Below are 16,667 nucleotides of genomic sequence, written 5' to 3' on the forward strand. Positions count from 1 at the left end.
GGGGACTGGATGTACGACACACCACCAAGCCTATCGGTACACGGGCCGACTACTGTGCACCCCATGACAACACGGGTACCTCACAGCGGTTCGGTCGGCGGCGAAACGGCTCAAAAGCCGCTCGTTCGCCGCGCCCGAACCTCTGATGTGCCCGAGATCAAGCACCTGATCGACATCTACGCCGGCCGGATCCTGCTGGAGAAGAATCTCGTCACCCTGTACGAGGCCGTCCAGGAATTCTGGGTCGCGGAACAGGACGGGCAACTCGTCGGCTGCGGCGCCCTGCACGTGCTGTGGGCGGACCTCGGCGAGGTACGCACGGTCGCGGTGCATCCGGACATCAAGGGCACGGGCGCGGGGCATCTGCTGGTGCAGCAGCTCATCGACGTGGCGCGGGAACTGAGCCTGCAGCGCGTCTTCGTGCTGACCTTCGAGGTGGACTTCTTCACCCGGCACGGGTTCGTGGAGATCGAAGGCACCCCGGTGACCGCCGAGGTGTACGCCGAGATGTGCCGGTCCTACGACACCGGTGTCGCCGAGTTCCTCGATCTCAGCTACGTCAAGCCGAACACGCTCGGGAATACCCGCATGCTGCTGACGCTGTAACCCTTCCGAACCCCGTTCACCCGATCAGAAAGCGATGGCCCATGGCTGTTTTCGCCGTCCACTACGTCTATGCCGAGGACAAGATCCCGGGCCGCGACGAGTTCCGCCCCGAGCATCGGGCCTGGCTCAACAGCCAGGTGGAGGCGGGCGTGGTGCTCACCAGCGGGCCGTACCCGGATGGCTCCGGCGCGCTCATCCTGGTGCAGGGCGACGACGCCGACGCGGTGGCGACGCTGTTCGCCGACGACCCGTTCAAGCGTGAGGATCTGCTGGCCGACCGGCGGATCGTCGAGTGGGTGCCGACCATGGGCGCCTTCAGCTCGTAACCCACTGCTCACCCGGAACCGGAACGTTTGTGCGCGTTCCGGTTTCGGCCGAAGTCAGCGGGTGCCCGATTCCTGGGTGGCCGGGGCGCCGTTCGGCGGCGTCTGCGGCAGTGCGGCGGCATACGATGCCGCGGAAGCGTTCTCACGGGACAGGAAGGCGCTGATCTCGCCGATCGCGCTCATCAGCGGCGCCGGGAAGACGACCGTGGTGTTCTTGTCGACCCCGAGTTCGATCAGGGTCTGCAAGTTGCGCAATTGCAGGGCGAGCGGGTGCGCCATCATCGTGTCCGACGCGTCGCCGAGCGCCGCGGCGGCGAGCGATTCGCCCTCGGCGGCAATGATTTTCGCGCGCTTCTCGCGTTCCGCCTCGGCCTGGCGGGCCATCGCCCGCTTCATGCTGTCGGGCAGCTGAATGTCCTTGAGCTCGACCAGGGTGACCTCGACACCCCATTCCAGGGTGGTGACGTCGAGAATCTCGCGGATACCCGCGTTGATGACATCGGTCTCGGACAGCGCCTGATCGAGCGTGTGCTGACCGACGACCTTGCGCAGCGTGGTCTGGGCGATCTGATCGATTGCCGAATACACGTTTTCGATCGCGACCACCGACTTCTCGGCATCCATCACCCGGAAGTAGGCGACGGCGGAGATATCGACGCTCACATTGTCGCGCGTGATGATGCCCTGCGACTGGATCGGCATGGTGATGATGCGCAAGGACACGCGCCGCAGCCGGTCGATGCCCGGAATGATGAAGTTCAGCCCCGGTTCCCGGATCGCCATCACCCGCCCGAGCCGGAACAGCACACCCTTCTCGTACTGCGTGACCACCCGGATCGAGAGCGCCAGCACGATCAGCAGCACCACGATCACCGCGATCACCACACCGATTACGTTCACAGCTCCTCCTCACGATCGAGAGCTGGCCGCGCCCGGCCATCATTGCTTAACCCCAGCGTAGGCCGCTTCTACGGAGCATGTCTACAACGTAGAGCCACACCGCTCACGGACACCGGCCAGCTACGCTCCACCTCGTGCGATTGGATGAAGGGACCGCGCTCGAACGCTTCCGCTCCGCGCGAGTGGCCCGGCTGGCCACGGTGAGTGCGGACGGGGCGCCGCATATCGTGCCGGTGACCTTCGCGCTATCGGTGGAATCCGGCGAGATCGTGATCGCGGTCGATCACAAACCCAAGTCGACCACCGACCTGCGCCGGCTGCGCAATATCGAAGCCACGGGCCGGGTTTCGATCCTCGCGGACGAATACGACGAGGACTGGACCCGGCTGTGGTGGGTCCGCATCGACGGCGCCGCCCGCGTGCTGGCCCCGGGACCGGCATGCGCCCGGCCGATCGCCCTGCTCGCCGCCAAATACCCGCAGTACCGGGGCAATGCACCGGAAGGACCGGTGATCCGGATCGAAGTCGACTCGGTGCGGGGCTGGTCCTATTCCTGACTCGGCGCGGGCGCGCGCAGACTGAAGGTATGGATCCTGTCGTCGCCCTGCGTCAGATCGCGTTCTACAAGGACCGCGCCCGCGAGGATTCCCGGCGGGTGATGGCCTACCGCAATGCCGCCGACATTCTCGAACGGCTCGACGAGGCGCAACTGGAACAGCTCGGGCGGTCGAACGGGTGGCAGTCGCTGCCCGGGATCGGCCCGAAGACGGCGGCCGTGATCACGCAGGCATGGGCCGGGCGCGAGCCCGATACCCTGGTCGAATTGCGTTCCGCGGCAAAGGATCTGGGTGGCGGCGAGTTGCGGGCGGCGCTGCGCGGTGACCTGCACGTGCATTCGAACTGGTCGGACGGCTCGGCGCCCATCGCGGAAATGATGGCCGCCGCACAGGCGCTCGGCCACGAATACTGCGCCCTCACCGACCACTCACCCCGTTTGACGGTCGCCAACGGCCTGTCCCCGGATCGGCTGCGCCGGCAACTCGACGTCATCGACGAACTGCGCGAACAGTTCTCCCCGATGCGCATCCTCACCGGCATCGAGGTCGACATCCTCGACGACGGCGCACTGGACCAGGAACCGGAACTGCTCGAACGCCTCGACATCGTGGTGGCCAGCGTGCATTCCAAACTGAGGATGGACGCCGCCGCCATGACCAGGCGGATGGTCCGCGCGGTCTCGAACGGCCGGGCCGATATCCTCGGCCATTGCACCGGCCGGCTCGTCGAAGGCAATCGCGGCACCCGCCCGCAATCGCAGTTCGACGCCGAGCAGGTCTTCACCGCGTGCCGGGAGCACGGCACCGCGGTCGAGATCAACTCCCGGCCGGAACGCCGCGATCCACCGACCGAGCTATTGCGGCTGGCACTCGATATCGGCTGCGACTTCGCCATCGACACCGACGCCCACGCTCCCGGCCAGCTCGATTTCCTGGGCTACGGCGCACAGCGCGCACTGGACAACAACGTGCCCGCGGACCGGATCATCAACACCTGGCCGGCGGACAAGCTGCTGGCGTGGGCAGCGCCCTGAGGGCTACTTGCGCTTCTTGTCCCTGCTCTCGAGGGCTTCGACGCCGGTTTGAGCGGCAGCCGACTTGGCCTTCTTCTCCGCTCGTTTCTCCTTCAGGGATTTCCCCTGTTTCTTGGACATCGTGCTGCGCGGAGATTTATCGGACAACTGGGCCGTCCTTAAGTTGCGAGACCTCGGCGGTCTCGTTGCCTCGACCGTACGCCGGTCGGCGACCGCCCGGGCGTGCGAAACGCGATTGCCGACGAATAAGTCAGGGATGGGTCCGCGGTATGGCTAGGCTTGCGCGGCCCGGTGACTGCCGATGAGGGCCAGGGCGCCGTCGAGGGCCTGGCGCAGCGCCCGGGGATTCCGGCGCGCCTGCGTGAGTACCAGTCCGCCTTGGAGACTGGCCAGCGTGGAGGCGGCGAGCAGGTCGACGTCCGTGTCCGGGCGCAACTCTCCCGACTCGGCCATGGCCGCGAGACCGCCTCGGATGGACGCCTCCCAGCGATCGAAGCCGGTCGCCAGCACGGCGCGCATATCGTCGTCACGCTCGCCGACCTGCCCGAGCAGGTTGGCGATGGGGCAACCGCCCTTGCCGCCGCGTTCCTCCTGGAGCGCGACCAAGGCATCGGCCCAGCGTGTCAGCCCCGCCATGGTGCCGAGACCGTCGAAAAGCTCTTGTTGCGGGTCGAGCACGGCATCGTTGGTGGCCTCGGCGACCGCGCGCAGCAGATCGTTCTTGTCCTCGAAGTAGTGGTAGAGCTGGCTGCGCGAGGCGGGTGCGCGCGCACCGACCTCGTCCAGACTCGTTGCCGGAGCGCCGTTCTCGCCCACCACCTCGAGTGCGGCGGCGACGATTCGGCGGCGAGTGCGTCGTCCTCGCTCCGTGGTCGGCATGGTTCCCATTCGCCCAGTATTCACAGATTGGACTTGACAGTCCAGTTCAATCGTGGTGCTCTTTTATTGGACTACACAGTCCACTCGATCCGGCCAGACCCACCGTGGAGGTCCGATGTCCCCCAGCATTCGCGAACAGTCCGATCAGCTGAAAGCGGCTGCCGCCGAACAGCTTCCCGCCGATGTGCTCGCCACGTTCGACCGCAGCATTCAGGGATTCCTGCACGATGGCGTGCCGGCCGACGCCATCCGCGCCGGACAGCGGCTGGAGCCCTTCACCCTCGACGACGCCACCGGCAAACCGGTCAGCCTCGATGAACTCGTCGCATCCGGCCCGGCCGTCATCGTCTTCTATCGCGGCGGCTGGTGCCCGTACTGCAATATCGCCCTGCGCACCTACCAGCAGGAACTCCTCCCGCAATTGGATGCGTTCGGCGCCCGCTTGGTGGCCATCAGCCCGCAATCCCCCGACGAATCCCTGTCCACCGCAGAGAAAGCCGCCCTCGAGTTCACGGTGCTGTCCGATCCCGGCAGCCGGGTAGCCGAACGCCTCGGTATCACCTTCCAACAGGCCGATGACGTGCTCGCGGCCCAGCGCGCACTCGGCCTGGACTTGTCACAGGTCAACGCCGAAGGCTCGACCCGCTTACCGCGGCCGACCGTCCTCATCGTCGACGCGGATCGCACCGTCCGTTTCGTCGACATCCAACCCGACTACACCGCACGTACCGAAGTCGCCGATATCGTCGCCGCCCTCACCGGCCGATAATCCGGTGCCGCGCTGCCGCATCCCACATAGCTACTTATCGGCGAACTAATATCTCTCGATGTTCCGGATCATGCGTCGTTTTCCTTTCATCGACGAGAGGTATTCCGTTGTACGTTCAGCGATTCACCCTGGCAGGCGCACTGTGCGGGATAGCCGCGTCGATGACGCTGGCAATACCGGGCAGTGCCCAGCCACCGGGTGATGGTGGCTGCTATCAAGGCAGTCAGGTGAGCAGCCGGCTGGTCCCCGGCACCGGCAGCGCAGGCCAGAACGTACATTCCGAGGGCAGCCTCTGGATCTGCGAAAGTCCGCTGCTCCCCGATATCGACGCCGCGAAAGTCAGCTACGAGATCCCTTGGGGCGGCGGACCCGGCTCGGCTCGATTCACCTGGTCGGACGGCAGTGTCAGCACGGCGACCGGCGGTGGCGGCAATCTGTGGGGCATTACCGACGGCCCGGCGAGCGGTCACTCGATCCAATTGAACGTCCTCGAGAACTCGACCACCGACGCCGCGGGAAATACCGACAGCACCTACATCCTCATATCCGCGATCTTCATGCCCTGACGAATCCCGTTGCCGCTAAAGCTCACCCGCCCACAGGTGGGGAATTCGGGCGAGCAAATCCGAGGCACTGCGGCGAGGGCCATCACTGCCGAGCCGCTGCCGGAGGGCCTGGAGTGCGAGGGAGCGATCGGGTTCCTCGACGGGGTTCACCGCGCTGAAGAGCACGTATCGGCTGATCCGTTCATGGTCGAACGGATAGCGGGGGGCGGCGGGATTCATTTCGCCGGCGGAGTTGGCCACGTACTTGTCGATCGACCCGGCAGGGTCTCCGAGATAGGCGCGCTCGTTTTCGTGCTCGGCGTCGGTGAAGCGAGGATTGGCCAGCCACACTCGCCCGATCAGCGCGTCGAAGGGGCGGTCCGCGTAGGGGACGAGGGGGTAGGTCGGCTTTTCGGGTACCGCGATGGTGACGGTGATGTCTGCGGTCGAGCCGGCGGGGAAGACGGCCCGGGTGACCGAGTCGTACTGCCCGTTTCGTTCCAGGCTCAACGCGGTGAACGCGCACGGGGTGCCGGCATCGACGTTGTCGTCGAGTTCGAATACGGAGTTGTTGCCTGTCCAATCCTCGGCCGGGCCGATATCGGCGATCACATCCACCGCGACGGCACCCTCTGTGGGGTCACCGGGCTCGAAGGTGGTGTAGGAGCGCCAATCCCGCGGGGATACCCGGGCGGCGCCCCCGCGGACTTCCCGCACCGAGTAACTGGACCCGCCCGGCATGTCGACCAGGTGGAGGGTGATGCGCCTGAGGGTCACGTCGATGCTGGTGGCGCCCGTCGGAACCAGCAGCGTGGTGGTGTCGGGGAGGTAGACAGTGCTGAAAGCGGGCATACCGGCTCTCCTGCGATCTTCGCGGATCGGCGGCGCCGGCAGGGCCGAGTTCCGGCATGCCGGCCCTGCCGTCGATCCTTTCCGATGGTGCTGTGCGCGCGAGCCGACCGGGTTGACCTGCGACGCAGACGTCCGAGACGCTGCCTATGACGGTCCCCTCATTGCCGACCGCCAGCGGCCGCTCCCGGCGGCCGAGGTGCGCTACCCGGTCGGCTCGCGCGGTGGATCGGTCCTACTTGAAGAGCAATTCGATGCCATCGACCGCGAAGTAGGCGACGAACACCGCGCTCACGACCCAGACCAGCCAGTGAATTTCCTTGAACTTGCCGAGGGCGACCTTGATGATCGTGTAGGCCATCAGGCCCGCGCCGACACCGTTGGTGATCGAGTAGGTGAACGGCATCATCGCGATCGTCACGAATGCCGGGATGGCGATCTCGAGATCACTCCAGTCGATCTTGCGGGCCTGCGTCATCATCAGCGCACCGACGAGAACCAGAGCGGGCGCCGCGGCCTGGATCGGCACCACACCGGCAATCGGGGTAAGGAAGATGGCGAGGGCGAACAAGCCGCCCGTCACCACGCTGGACAGACCGGTACGGGAGCCCTCACCGACACCCGTAGCGGACTCGACGTACACCGTCGCACCGGAACCACCGGTCAGACCACCGATGACCTGCGCGGCGCCTTCCATGGTCAGCACCTTGCCCATGCCGGGCATCTGGCCGTCCTTGTCGACCAGTCCGGCCTCGTCACACACTCCGAAAACCGTGCCGACGGCGTCGAAGAACCCGGTGAGCACGAGCGTGAACAGCACCACGATCGCGGTGACGGCACTGCCGTGGCTGAATCCACCGAACAGGTTGAAGTGACCCACCGCACCGAAATGCGGCGCCGAGACCCAGCTCGACGGGACCTTGGGAACCGCCATACCCCAGGCGCTCGCGGGGACCGTGAACACCTTGTTGATGATGATCGCGAAGATCGTCGACACGATGATGCTGATCAGGATCGCGCCGGGCACCTTGCGGATGAACAGCACCAGCATGAGCAACAGGCTGAACGCGAAGACCACGACCGGCCAGCCCGAGAGATGACCCTCGACGCCGAGGGTGACCGGCGGGCCACTCGCCCCGCCGTGGCCGACGACGCCGGCCGACACCAGGCCGACAATGGCGATGAACATGCCGATACCGACACCGATGGCGTTCTTCATCACCAGCGGAATGGCATTGATGATCAACGTCCGCAGGCCGGTCGCCGAAATGACGCAGATGATGATGCCCATCAGGACCACCAGGCCCATGGCCTCCGGCCAGGTCATATGCGGTGCGGCCTGGTAGGCCACCACGGGCACCACCGCCAGGCCGGCGGCGAGCGCCAGCGGCACGTTACCGATCAGGCCCATGAGAACGGTGGTCAGGCCGGCCGCCAGGGCCGTCGCGGTGGTCATTTCCGCGAGGTTCAGATGAGTCCCGTTGATATCGGTCGCCTGGCTCAACATCAGCGGAATCAATAGAACGGTGTAGGCCATCGCGAAGAACGTGGTGAAACCGCCACGAATTTCACGAGAGATCGACGATCCGCGCTCACGAATCTTGAAGAAACGCTCGACCGGACCGTTCCCGGCTTCGGGAACGGTCGAAGTACGGTCTTGTACCTGGGTCACTGGGTGCCCTCCTCAGGGCAAACCCGACCTTGCGGTCCATGCAATGCTGACGGACTCGAGGTTGGGTAGTGCAGTTGTGGGGTTCTCACTCCGCGGGAGCGCGATCGAACCGCCTGTTGATCAACAGCTTTCAAACTTGTCGTTCGGCCGGACGGGCACACGGTCGTGGTGCCCGGATCCACCGATCGCCCGGGTGACGTCACGGATCGCGGAGACGACGGGCCGGGGTGGTCGTGGTACTGAGTTGTCGAGACGAGTACATCTGCTGGACGCCTGCTGTTGCCATGAACAGAACTCCGAAGTGTGAGCTGGCACACAACGTGCGATTTGTAGTTACCTCCAAACGGCTTCGGACGAACTACGGACCTCGCCGCCACAACGGGCGGCGTGGAGTTCGTGCCGGCTGTGGATGCCGAGTTTCGTGTAGCTGCGTTGCAGATGGTTCTCGACCGTCCGTATGGAGAGGAACAATCTCTCCGCGATCTCGCGATTCAGCATGCCCTGTGCCGCGAAGGCCACGATTATCTGCTCACGGCGAGTGAGTGGTGCGGACATAGGCTAGAGCCGCTGCGCTGCGATTGCGGTAGCGGTGGCTACCTCGTTATCCGGTCCGGCTTGGCGGAGATCCACGACCCGGGCGGCCTTCCAGCTCACCACCGCCCCGGTTTCGGTGATATTCCCGATCGGGCCGTATTCGATGGTCAGGGGTACCGCCAATTCGTTGCGGACCAGCTCGGCTATTCGCTCCTCCGGAACGTAAACGCCTGTGCTGTCGTCGGGCAGATGCAGCCGGAGGGTCAGGTGATCATCTCCCGCGACCGCGTCGATGACTATCTGGTAGTCCAAATAACCGCGCGGGCAGATGAGCAGCAGTTCTTCCAGGTCGTAGCCACTGATGTGCTCGGCTCCGATGCGGAGAATATCGCGGGTTCGCCCCAGCACTTCGAGAGTTTGCCCCGGCAAGGCGGAACCGGCGGTCGCCTCCCGCAGGCGGACAAGGTCCCCGGTGCGGTAGCGGACAAGAGGTTTGCTGCCCTGATAAAGGGAAGTCACGACGAGTTCGCCCCGCAGCACCCCGTCCACTCCGGGAGCGACCGGATTCCCGCTTTCCGGATCGATGACTTCGTAAAGGTTGAGAAGCGGGGCGGTGTAGAGTTCGCCGTCGGCCCCGGACGCGGCCATGACCGACGTTTCCTGGGAAGCGTAAAGGCAGTTGTAGACTTTCGCTCCCCAGATCTCCCCGATGTTTTCCAGCAGACTCGGCGATGCGAGTTCACCCGAGCACATGATCACCTGGAGCCGGAAATCGCGCTTGGGATCGAGGCCGGCCGCCTGGGCCTTCTTCGCGAGCGTGAGAGCCATCCCCGGAGTGGCGAAAAGCCCGGTGAGCGGCACCGTACGCAATACCTCCAGCGCCTTGTCGTATCCGACCATCGGCGAGTGCGGCCACATTTTCACGCCGGTAATTCCGAGATTGCGGCATACCTCACCGAAGGTGTCACCGAAGGCGTGCAGTTCGGAGGGCCCGCAGATCCCGATGACCTGCTCATCGCCGAATTGCCGGAAGATGGTGTCGTAGTAGACAGTCAGCGCCGTGGTGTTGTTCAGGGAATCGATATTGTTCCGCGGGCAGAGCGTGCTCCGGCCGGTCGTCCCCGATGTCTTGTACAGGACCCACGCCCGGTGCAGGGGCAGCGAGGAGATCGCATAATGCTCGTTGCGCAGATGCTCCTTGGTGGTGAACGGCAAACGGCGAAGTTCCTGCGGTTCCAGCGAAGTTATCGCACCGGGCTCCACGTCCGCCAGATGCCGCTGGTAGAACGGGGAATGAGTCTTGGCATATGCGACGACATTCCGGAAGGCTTCGAGGCGCAGCGCCGTCAGTTCTTCGTCTGCTATTGCGCCTGCCGTATAGGCGCGGTGCCGATCCCGTATCGTTCGAGCCGCGCGATCGAGTTCCTCGTCGAAAATCGTGTACATGGTTACTCGGTCACCTTTCGAAACGTTCACGGGCGCGGTGCGCGAATTCGCTGATCGCTGCCAGCTGCTGCTCGCCCAGTGCATAGTCAATCGTCTTGTAGTACTCGCGGAGAGTCTGTTCGGATATTTTGCCGATCGGGTTCAGGGCCGACTCGGCGCAGGCCTCGTCGAGGACCGACTCCGGATGCGCCGCCGCTTGCTCGAAAGCATCTCGCAATATTTCCGTTGCGGCCGAGACCTGTCCGGAGTTATCGGACCTGACCTCTCGGCGAACCACCCAGACCGCGAAAACCGTAGGCAGACCGGTCCATCGATGCCAGGCCTCGCCGATATCCAGTATCTGCAGATCATCCGGGCGGGCGTCGTACAGCTGCAATGCCTCGTCACCGATGATCACCGCGGCGTCGGCCGCTGCCAGCATCCGGCTCAGATGCTGGGGCGCCGAGCGGTATATCGGTTCGACTCCCATGAGGTCTTCCAAGAGCAGCTGAGCCATCAAGGTAGTCGTTCGGCTCCCGTTCGATAATGCAACGATTGCACCATCGAGACCGGCCGATTCGGTTTTGGAGACGAGGTGACACGAGAGTATCGGACCATGGCTGCTGATCGAAAAACCACCGGGCAGCAGTTCCAGACTATCCGTATTCTGCAAATATTCGACGAGGCTTACCGGGCCGATATCGATTCTTCCGGCGAGGAGATCCGCGGCCAGGGAGGTCGGCGTGCCGGAGGTCAGTTCGAGTTTTTCATGAGCATTGTTGTACGCCAGCCCCCAGCGCACGGGAACACAGTTGAGGAAAGAGAAGTTGCCCAGCCGCATACGTGCTTCATTTCTATCTTGGTTCGTACCACCGGACCGGTGGCATTTTGGCTCGCAGGTTGTGCACGAAGGTGTCCGCTTCCCTGTCGTGAACGTCGTAGGGCCGGCCGCTCAATGCGGCCGATTCGCGGATCAAATTTCTCGGATGCTGCCATCGATCTCGATCTACGGCACGATGGAAAGCCGCCTCTGAAATGAATTGAATGAACACCTTGTCCGACCCGAAGGTGAAACGGGTGTTATTGCCGTCATAGCATGGCGCGAACACCTGGATGAAATACGTCATGCCGGAGATTCGGAATCTCCAGTTCCGTTCCTGGACCTTATCGAGACGCCCCTCGTTGCCGGGGTCGTTATTCAATATCCCGCCCAAGAACAGCCGTGCCGTCTCGGAGAGTATCTGGAGTGTCTCCCCTATATTTCCGGGAAACATGCACAGCAGTGCGTCCACGGATTCGAACTGAGTGACCCTGGACAGATAATCCAGCGCCCGGGTCGTGCGGTCCACCCATTCATCCAGATCATTTTCGACAGTGCCCGAGAAGGTGATGCCCCACGCGGTGGAGGCTTTCGCGAAGACACATACCGATTGATTCTTTATTTGATGGAACAGCCGCAAGGACTGATCGGTGGTCAACGATGAGATGCGTGCAGGACCACGCCTGTGGGTGTTATCCGATTCGGTGGAGATGAATTCGATCAACGACGTACTGAAATCGAACTCGAGGACTTCACCCAGCTCTATCAGAACGCTTTGTATCGACACAGCCGAGCGGGCAATGGAATGGCTCGGCTCTTCTCCGGATCCATGTAGATACCAACCCAGAGCCGCGAGCAGCTCTTCGGTATGGGCAACCAGGCCCGCGGAAATCGAGAGTAGTCTTTCGTCCTTTCCCGCCGAGTCCGTTCGGCTGCTGACCGCAGCCTTGTAATGCGGACCGAACGAGATGTGATATTCCTGTGCGATACGCACGGTATTGACGAAACACTGGCACGCGAGATTCCGAATCTCATCCAGTCGAGCACCCTTGATCAGGTGACTGAGCCGCTGGACATCCTCTCTCCAGTATTCAACGAGATCTACAATATCAACGTAACCCTGCTCAACCCCGATTTTACGGTAAACGAGATTTGCCACGCCGTTGATAGTCTTCTGCATGTTTGTGGCCGGCTTCCGCATTAGCGATGGAGATTTCCGTCACCTGACGTTATCGATCACGTCTCGTACCGGTCAATATCATTCGCGGAAAGTTGGAGGAACCTCTACACCGAAGGCCGAATACAACCCGGCGCCTGTTGTCATCCTACAACCCGATCAATAACCGACATTGTAGATTCAACCAGCGGCCTTCGGGGCCGATTTCCAAGAATATAATTGGCGCATATATGACACCGATGCGTCGCCGAAAAACAAAAAACCGCGCACGCGAGCACAATCCAATTGCGGATCATGCTCGCATGCGCGGATGGTCGATCGCACAGCGAGGCCGAACGTGGCGGGATCAGACGGAGAGCACGATTTTGCCCTTCGGGACGCGTTGGAGGATCTCGTGGGCCTTGACCACATCCTCGAATGGAAAGTCCTGCTCCACATGAACTTTCAGCCGGCCCGACTCGGCGAGTGCGGCCAGTTGCTCCAGCGCGTAGCGGTCGGGCTCGACCACGATGCCGACGAAACGGCGGCCGCTTTCGGTCACAGTATTCGCCAGGGCCGTGTCATAGCTGGCGACAACGGTGGCCAGGGTGCCTTCCGGCCGCAAAACCTCGAGCGAGGCCCGTGCGGTCTCGGCGCCGACGCAATCGAGCACGACGTCGATGTCGGCGACCGCTCGCGTGAAATCCTCTGTGCGATAGTCGATCACCTCGTCGGCCCCTAGATCGCGGAGCCAGTCGTGCTTGGCCGCGCTCGCGGTGCCCACCACGTACGCGCCGAAGTGCTTGGCGATCTGGACGGCCAGATGTCCGACGCCGCCGCCGGCGCCGTGAATCAATACCCGCTGCCCAGCCTCGATCCCCGCTCCGTCGACGAGGCTCTGCCAGGCCGTGAGTCCGGCCAGGGGCAGGGCGGCGGCTTCCTGGAAGGTCAGGTTGGCCGGCTTCCGAGCCAGTTGCCGCGCCGGGGTTGCCACCAGTTCGGCGTAGCCGTTGGCGGCGCGGGGGAAGAACGGCATGCCGAATACTTCGTCTCCGACCCGGAACCGGGAAACCCCGGGAGACACCGCTTCGACGATGCCCGCGATATCCCAGCCCAGCGTGAACGGTGGCTCGCCGAGCATCTTGAAGTCACCGCTGCGGATATAGAACTCGACGGGGTTCAACCCTATGGACCGGACGCGGACCAGCACCTCGGTCGGAATCAGGTGCGGATCACCGACTTCCACGACTCGCAGCACAGCGGGGTCACCGAACTCGCTCTGGACGATTGCTTTCATCGAAAAGGGACCTCGTTCACGATCCTGCGCAGCTTTCTGCTGTGCATCCGGTTCTTGTTCTCCGCCATCTTCTGGCACGCGACGATGGCGGCGCGCAGATGGTCGAATTTCGATTTCAGGTAGAACTCTCGCGCGGAGCTCGGCAGTTTGGGCTGGTTGTGCAGCGGCATATCCGAGATGGACAACAGGGAGCCGTAAGGCACCCGGTACCGGTAGCCATTGGCGGCGATGGTGGCCGATTCCATATCCACGCCGAGTACCGCGACGGCGGCGAACAGTTTGTCGATGTCGCCGGCCGGCTGCCATTCCCAGTTCCGGTCGGCGGTGGTCATGACGGTGCCGGTGCGTGCCGGAGATTCGATGCCGAACTCGAGAGCGGCCTGTACCTCGGCGATGGCGGGGATCGGGGTATCGGTGGCCACGTATCGATCGAGGACGTGGTCCCTGCGCAGGTACGAGTTCGGCAGGATGAGATCGCCGATCCGCATCCGATGGTCCAGGCCCGCGCAGTGCCCGATCATGAGCCAGCAGTGCGGGCGCAGTACGGCCAGGCAGTCGGTGATGGTCTTGGCATTGCTGGGGCCGACGCCGATATCGATGATGGTGATTCCGGCGCGATCGGACTTCAAATGCCATGCGGGCATCTGCTGACGCCCACTGCTGTCCCGGAATTCACGCAGGAGCTCCGCCAGTGCGACCGGGCCTTTGTCCAGCCTGGCGGACCACCCGCCGGGACCGGTTATCGACTCATAGTGTGCGAGACCGGAGGTGTCATTGCCACCGTTCTCGCTGAGCGATGCGGCGTATTCCAGGAAACACTCGAGGTGGAACCTGTAGTTGGTGAAGACGACGAAGTCTTGAAAGTCCTCCGGCTCCGAGCCCGTGTAGTGCTGCAGGCGGCGCAGTGCGAGCTCCACGCGGAGCGGCTCGAAGAGGAAGAGGGGACGATTACGATGCGATGCCGATACTCCGGAATCCGCAATCGAATCATCGATCTTCATGATGTCGACGCGCGGAAACCGCTCGAGGATCGCGAGGTCCGACAGCCTTTCGCCGGGAAGATACTGCACCGGAATCGGAATGCTGCCCGATGTCACCTCGGCTTCGACGCGATACCTCGACGCGAGGATGTTCAGCTGCTCCCGCAAGTATCCGTCGAACAGGCCCGAGCCGACGAAAGATCCCTCGTAGACACCCGGCTCGTCGATCACCCCGAAGCTTTCCGGCCCCACGAAGCGATCGAGCGCGGGGACGTGCAGTTTCAGTGTGGGATAGGTGAACCGATGCGGATCCCCGGACAGTTCTTCCCCGCGGACGGCCCGGTCCAATGAATCGGCCAGACCGCTGATCGAGGTCCGGTAGCGGCGGCCCAGCTCACTGATCACTTCCTCGACCTGCTCCGGTCCCGTCATCGCGATCATCGGTCCTGCTCCAGTTCCGCGAAGAAGGCCAGCCAGGATCCCAGCGTCGGAGTCGTCGTCAGCGCCTCGACGTCCGCGCGCACTCCGGACTTGTTCCAGAGACCCACCATTCGCATCACCTGCAGCGAACTCAGGCCCAGCAGCACGAGATTCGCGTCCGGGTCGAGGTCGGCGGGGTCACTCAGTTTCAGGGTTTCCGCGAGCAGTGCCCGCAGTTCGGGCTCGCCCGGCACCGCCGAAAAGGCCCGAGCGGCAGTGTTCGTCATGACGGCACCACTTCCCCGGTGCGGGCCAGGGCCTTCTTGTCGATCTTGCCCAGTGGGGTCAGCGGCAGCTCGGTGACGATTCGGATCTCGTCCGGCAGCTTGTAGTCGGCCACGCCGCGCGCATGCAGTGACGATCGCAGGTGCGCGAGCGTGGGGACGACCTCCGCCGGCACGATGAAGGCGCAACTTCGTTCGCCGAACAGCTCATCCGGCATTCCCACCACCGCGGCGGCGGTGACGGCGTCATCGGCGAGCAGATACTCCTCGATCTCCGCGGCATTGATCTTGTCTCCCCCGCGGATGATCACGTCCTTGATCCGGCCTTCGATCACCAGTTCGCCGCCCGGCGTCAGTCGGGCGAGATCACCGGAACGGTAGAAGCCGTCGGCCGTGAATGCGCGCGCATTGTGTTCGGGCGCTTGGTAATAGCCGCGAATGGTATAGGGGCCACGGGTGACGAGTTCGCCGATCATCCCCTCCGGCACCAGCTCGTCACCGTCCATGATGCGAATCTCGTCCGCCGGCGAGATCGCCAGGCCCTGGGTGGACAGCTTCACTTCTTGCGGCGCGTCGGCGCGCACCAGGCACAGCAGTCCTTCCGCCATCCCGAAGACCTGCTGCAGGTCGCAGCCCAGCGTCGGAGTGACCCGGGCTGCCATGGCGGGACTCAATTTCGCGCTGCCGACTTGCAAAAGTCGCAGGCTGCTCAGATCCGCGGGAGTCCACTCGGCGGCTTCCAGCCACAGGGTGAGGGCCGAGGGCACCAGCGATGTGATGGTGACGCGTTCGCGTTCGACGAGTGGCATGCCCAGCGTCGGGCTCGGATTGTCGACCATGACGACCGTGCCGCCGGCGGCCAGGATGCCGATGACACCGGGACAGCCCCAGGTGAAATTGAATTCGACCGGCAAGGCCGTCAGATAGACATCGGTTTTCCCGAGTTCGCACACCGCGGAGGTCTGTCGTACCTGGTAGACGTAGTCATCGTGGGTACGGGGAATCAGTTTCGGCAGCGCCGTCGTACCGCCCGAAAGCAGGAAGAAGGCCACATCCGAGGGGTCCACCGGCGGCGGGGTCCAATCGTCCACACCGGCGAGAGCATCCACCGCCACCATGTCGCCCGTGGGCTCGCCGACTACGAACAACGTTCTGAGCAGGTCGTTCTCGGCGCCGATGCGGGCGGCAAGCGCGCGGTGGTCGTAGCCGCGGTGCGCTTCCGGGAAGATGTAGTGCGTCGCTCCCGACAATCGCACCAGATGGTCGACTTCGGTGTCCCGGTGCGCGATCAGTGAGAACACGGGCTTCGCGTCCACCCGCATCAACGCGAAGATGATCGCGACGAACTCGGGAGTATTGGGCAGCTGCACCACCACTCGTTCGCCGGCGGCGATGCCGTGGTGCGCGAAACCGGCGGCCAGCCGGTTCACCCAGTCGTCCAGTTCACCGTAAGTGATCCGGCGATCGTCGTGTACGAGGGCGATGGCGTCGCGATCTCGTTCGACAGCCTGGGTGAGCAGCAGGCCGAGTGGCTCGCCGCGCCAAATGCCCTGCTGCCGATAGTGTTCGGCGGTCTCGTCGGGCCAAGGGGTGCATCCTGTCAACATCGGTCTT

General features: G+C 63.7%; 19 protein-coding genes. 6 read left to right on the forward strand and 13 right to left on the reverse strand.

Annotated features, from left to right (window positions below; translation table 11 throughout):
• Positions 1-63 precede the first annotated feature (63 nt).
• Together ACIP5Y_RS02135 and ACIP5Y_RS02140 are read left to right on the forward strand one after the other, a co-directional pair.
• The gene (locus tag ACIP5Y_RS02135) at positions 64-606 is read left to right on the forward strand and encodes an amino-acid N-acetyltransferase (protein WP_400346775.1); all 543 of its coding nucleotides are present in this window, start codon (positions 64-66) and stop codon (positions 604-606) included.
• A gap of 41 nt (positions 607-647) precedes the next feature.
• Entirely contained in the window at positions 648-932 is a 285-nt protein-coding gene (locus ACIP5Y_RS02140) for a YciI family protein (RefSeq protein WP_400346777.1), read from the forward strand.
• A 54-nt stretch (positions 933-986) separates the two neighbouring features.
• Here the strand turns inward: ACIP5Y_RS02140 and ACIP5Y_RS02145 are convergent, their stop codons facing one another.
• Positions 987-1,832: an SPFH domain-containing protein gene (locus tag ACIP5Y_RS02145; protein ID WP_400346779.1), complete on the reverse strand. Its 846-nt coding sequence runs from the start codon at positions 1,830-1,832 to the stop codon at positions 987-989.
• A gap of 134 nt (positions 1,833-1,966) precedes the next feature.
• Between ACIP5Y_RS02145 and ACIP5Y_RS02150 the strand changes: the two genes are divergently transcribed.
• Positions 1,967-2,389 (forward strand): TIGR03668 family PPOX class F420-dependent oxidoreductase, encoded by a 423-nt coding sequence (locus ACIP5Y_RS02150; protein ID WP_400346781.1) that lies wholly within the window; start codon positions 1,967-1,969, stop codon positions 2,387-2,389.
• A 29-nt stretch (positions 2,390-2,418) separates the two neighbouring features.
• A complete protein-coding gene (locus ACIP5Y_RS02155; RefSeq protein ID WP_400346783.1) occupies positions 2,419-3,423 on the forward strand; it encodes a PHP domain-containing protein in 1,005 nt (334 codons plus the stop codon).
• Between the two features lie 3 nt (positions 3,424-3,426).
• Here ACIP5Y_RS02155 and ACIP5Y_RS02160 read toward each other — a convergent pair whose 3' ends face one another.
• Both ACIP5Y_RS02160 and ACIP5Y_RS02165 read right to left on the reverse strand, forming a co-directional pair.
• Entirely contained in the window at positions 3,427-3,570 is a 144-nt protein-coding gene (locus ACIP5Y_RS02160) for a hypothetical protein (protein ID WP_397010544.1), read from the reverse strand.
• Positions 3,571-3,696: 126 nt separating this feature from the next.
• Positions 3,697-4,311, reverse strand: a complete 615-nt coding sequence (locus tag ACIP5Y_RS02165) for a TetR/AcrR family transcriptional regulator (RefSeq protein WP_400346785.1) — start codon at positions 4,309-4,311, stop codon at positions 3,697-3,699.
• 106 nt (positions 4,312-4,417) lie between these two features.
• Between ACIP5Y_RS02165 and ACIP5Y_RS02170 the strand changes: the two genes are divergently transcribed.
• Together ACIP5Y_RS02170 and ACIP5Y_RS02175 are read left to right on the forward strand one after the other, a co-directional pair.
• Positions 4,418-5,071 (forward strand): peroxiredoxin-like family protein, encoded by a 654-nt coding sequence (locus ACIP5Y_RS02170; protein WP_400346787.1) that lies wholly within the window; start codon positions 4,418-4,420, stop codon positions 5,069-5,071.
• A gap of 107 nt (positions 5,072-5,178) precedes the next feature.
• On the forward strand, positions 5,179-5,637 hold the full coding sequence (locus ACIP5Y_RS02175) for a hypothetical protein (RefSeq protein ID WP_400346789.1): 459 nt from the start codon (positions 5,179-5,181) through the stop codon (positions 5,635-5,637).
• A 15-nt stretch (positions 5,638-5,652) separates the two neighbouring features.
• On the opposite strand, the gene ACIP5Y_RS02180 is transcribed toward ACIP5Y_RS02175, so the two are convergent.
• The 10 genes from ACIP5Y_RS02180 to ACIP5Y_RS02225 all read right to left on the reverse strand — a co-directional run bounded on the left by ACIP5Y_RS02180 (position 5,653) and on the right by ACIP5Y_RS02225 (position 16,660).
• Complete coding sequence (locus tag ACIP5Y_RS02180) at positions 5,653-6,468, reverse strand: hypothetical protein (protein WP_400346791.1); 816 nt, start codon at positions 6,466-6,468, stop codon at positions 5,653-5,655.
• 232 nt (positions 6,469-6,700) lie between these two features.
• Positions 6,701-8,137 (reverse strand): NCS2 family permease, encoded by a 1,437-nt coding sequence (locus ACIP5Y_RS02185; protein WP_400346793.1) that lies wholly within the window; start codon positions 8,135-8,137, stop codon positions 6,701-6,703.
• Between the two features lie 333 nt (positions 8,138-8,470).
• Positions 8,471-8,692, reverse strand: a complete 222-nt coding sequence (locus ACIP5Y_RS02190; protein ID WP_400346795.1) for a response regulator transcription factor — start codon at positions 8,690-8,692, stop codon at positions 8,471-8,473.
• 3 nt (positions 8,693-8,695) lie between these two features.
• The gene (locus tag ACIP5Y_RS02195) at positions 8,696-10,117 is read right to left on the reverse strand and encodes a phenylacetate--CoA ligase family protein (protein WP_400346797.1); all 1,422 of its coding nucleotides are present in this window, start codon (positions 10,115-10,117) and stop codon (positions 8,696-8,698) included.
• A gap of 10 nt (positions 10,118-10,127) precedes the next feature.
• Positions 10,128-10,937: a menaquinone biosynthesis protein gene (locus ACIP5Y_RS02200; protein WP_400346799.1), complete on the reverse strand. Its 810-nt coding sequence runs from the start codon at positions 10,935-10,937 to the stop codon at positions 10,128-10,130.
• Between the two features lie 13 nt (positions 10,938-10,950).
• Entirely contained in the window at positions 10,951-12,075 is a 1,125-nt protein-coding gene (locus ACIP5Y_RS02205; protein WP_400346801.1) for a hypothetical protein, read from the reverse strand.
• Positions 12,076-12,439: 364 nt separating this feature from the next.
• Positions 12,440-13,369, reverse strand: coding sequence for an NADP-dependent oxidoreductase (locus ACIP5Y_RS02210; protein ID WP_400346803.1), 930 nt, complete (start codon positions 13,367-13,369; stop codon positions 12,440-12,442).
• Positions 13,366-14,790: an AMP nucleosidase gene (locus ACIP5Y_RS02215; protein ID WP_400346805.1), complete on the reverse strand. Its 1,425-nt coding sequence runs from the start codon at positions 14,788-14,790 to the stop codon at positions 13,366-13,368. The genes ACIP5Y_RS02210 and ACIP5Y_RS02215 overlap by 4 nt, the downstream gene beginning before the upstream one ends.
• Positions 14,787-15,056: a phosphopantetheine-binding protein gene (locus tag ACIP5Y_RS02220; protein ID WP_400346806.1), complete on the reverse strand. Its 270-nt coding sequence runs from the start codon at positions 15,054-15,056 to the stop codon at positions 14,787-14,789. Before ACIP5Y_RS02220 ends, ACIP5Y_RS02215 begins: the two co-directional genes overlap by 4 nt.
• Positions 15,053-16,660, reverse strand: a complete 1,608-nt coding sequence (locus ACIP5Y_RS02225; RefSeq protein WP_400346808.1) for a (2,3-dihydroxybenzoyl)adenylate synthase — start codon at positions 16,658-16,660, stop codon at positions 15,053-15,055. Before ACIP5Y_RS02225 ends, ACIP5Y_RS02220 begins: the two co-directional genes overlap by 4 nt.
• Positions 16,661-16,667 lie beyond the last annotated feature (7 nt).

Origin of the sequence: Nocardia sp. NPDC088792 (assembly GCF_044750615.1) — a bacterium.
Lineage (GTDB): Bacteria > Actinomycetota > Actinomycetes > Mycobacteriales > Mycobacteriaceae > Nocardia.

What these genes read in the sequence shown, in the direction of transcription:
- ACIP5Y_RS02135 (WP_400346775.1), top strand. Translation starts at nt 64, where the DNA reads ATGACAACACGGGTACCTCACAGCGGTTCGGTCGGCGGCGAAACGGCT.
- ACIP5Y_RS02195 (WP_400346797.1), bottom strand. Translation starts at nt 10,117, where the DNA reads ATGTACACGATTTTCGACGAGGAACTCGATCGCGCGGCTCGAACGATA.
- ACIP5Y_RS02200 (WP_400346799.1), bottom strand. Translation starts at nt 10,937, where the DNA reads ATGCGGCTGGGCAACTTCTCTTTCCTCAACTGTGTTCCCGTGCGCTGG.
- ACIP5Y_RS02170 (WP_400346787.1), top strand. Translation starts at nt 4,418, where the DNA reads ATGTCCCCCAGCATTCGCGAACAGTCCGATCAGCTGAAAGCGGCTGCC.
- ACIP5Y_RS02190 (WP_400346795.1), bottom strand. Translation starts at nt 8,692, where the DNA reads ATGTCCGCACCACTCACTCGCCGTGAGCAGATAATCGTGGCCTTCGCG.
- ACIP5Y_RS02215 (WP_400346805.1), bottom strand. Translation starts at nt 14,790, where the DNA reads ATGATCGCGATGACGGGACCGGAGCAGGTCGAGGAAGTGATCAGTGAG.
- ACIP5Y_RS02220 (WP_400346806.1), bottom strand. Translation starts at nt 15,056, where the DNA reads ATGACGAACACTGCCGCTCGGGCCTTTTCGGCGGTGCCGGGCGAGCCC.
- ACIP5Y_RS02155 (WP_400346783.1), top strand. Translation starts at nt 2,419, where the DNA reads ATGGATCCTGTCGTCGCCCTGCGTCAGATCGCGTTCTACAAGGACCGC.
- ACIP5Y_RS02210 (WP_400346803.1), bottom strand. Translation starts at nt 13,369, where the DNA reads ATGAAAGCAATCGTCCAGAGCGAGTTCGGTGACCCCGCTGTGCTGCGA.
- ACIP5Y_RS02140 (WP_400346777.1), top strand. Translation starts at nt 648, where the DNA reads ATGGCTGTTTTCGCCGTCCACTACGTCTATGCCGAGGACAAGATCCCG.
- ACIP5Y_RS02180 (WP_400346791.1), bottom strand. Translation starts at nt 6,468, where the DNA reads ATGCCCGCTTTCAGCACTGTCTACCTCCCCGACACCACCACGCTGCTG.
- ACIP5Y_RS02165 (WP_400346785.1), bottom strand. Translation starts at nt 4,311, where the DNA reads ATGGGAACCATGCCGACCACGGAGCGAGGACGACGCACTCGCCGCCGA.
- ACIP5Y_RS02225 (WP_400346808.1), bottom strand. Translation starts at nt 16,660, where the DNA reads ATGTTGACAGGATGCACCCCTTGGCCCGACGAGACCGCCGAACACTAT.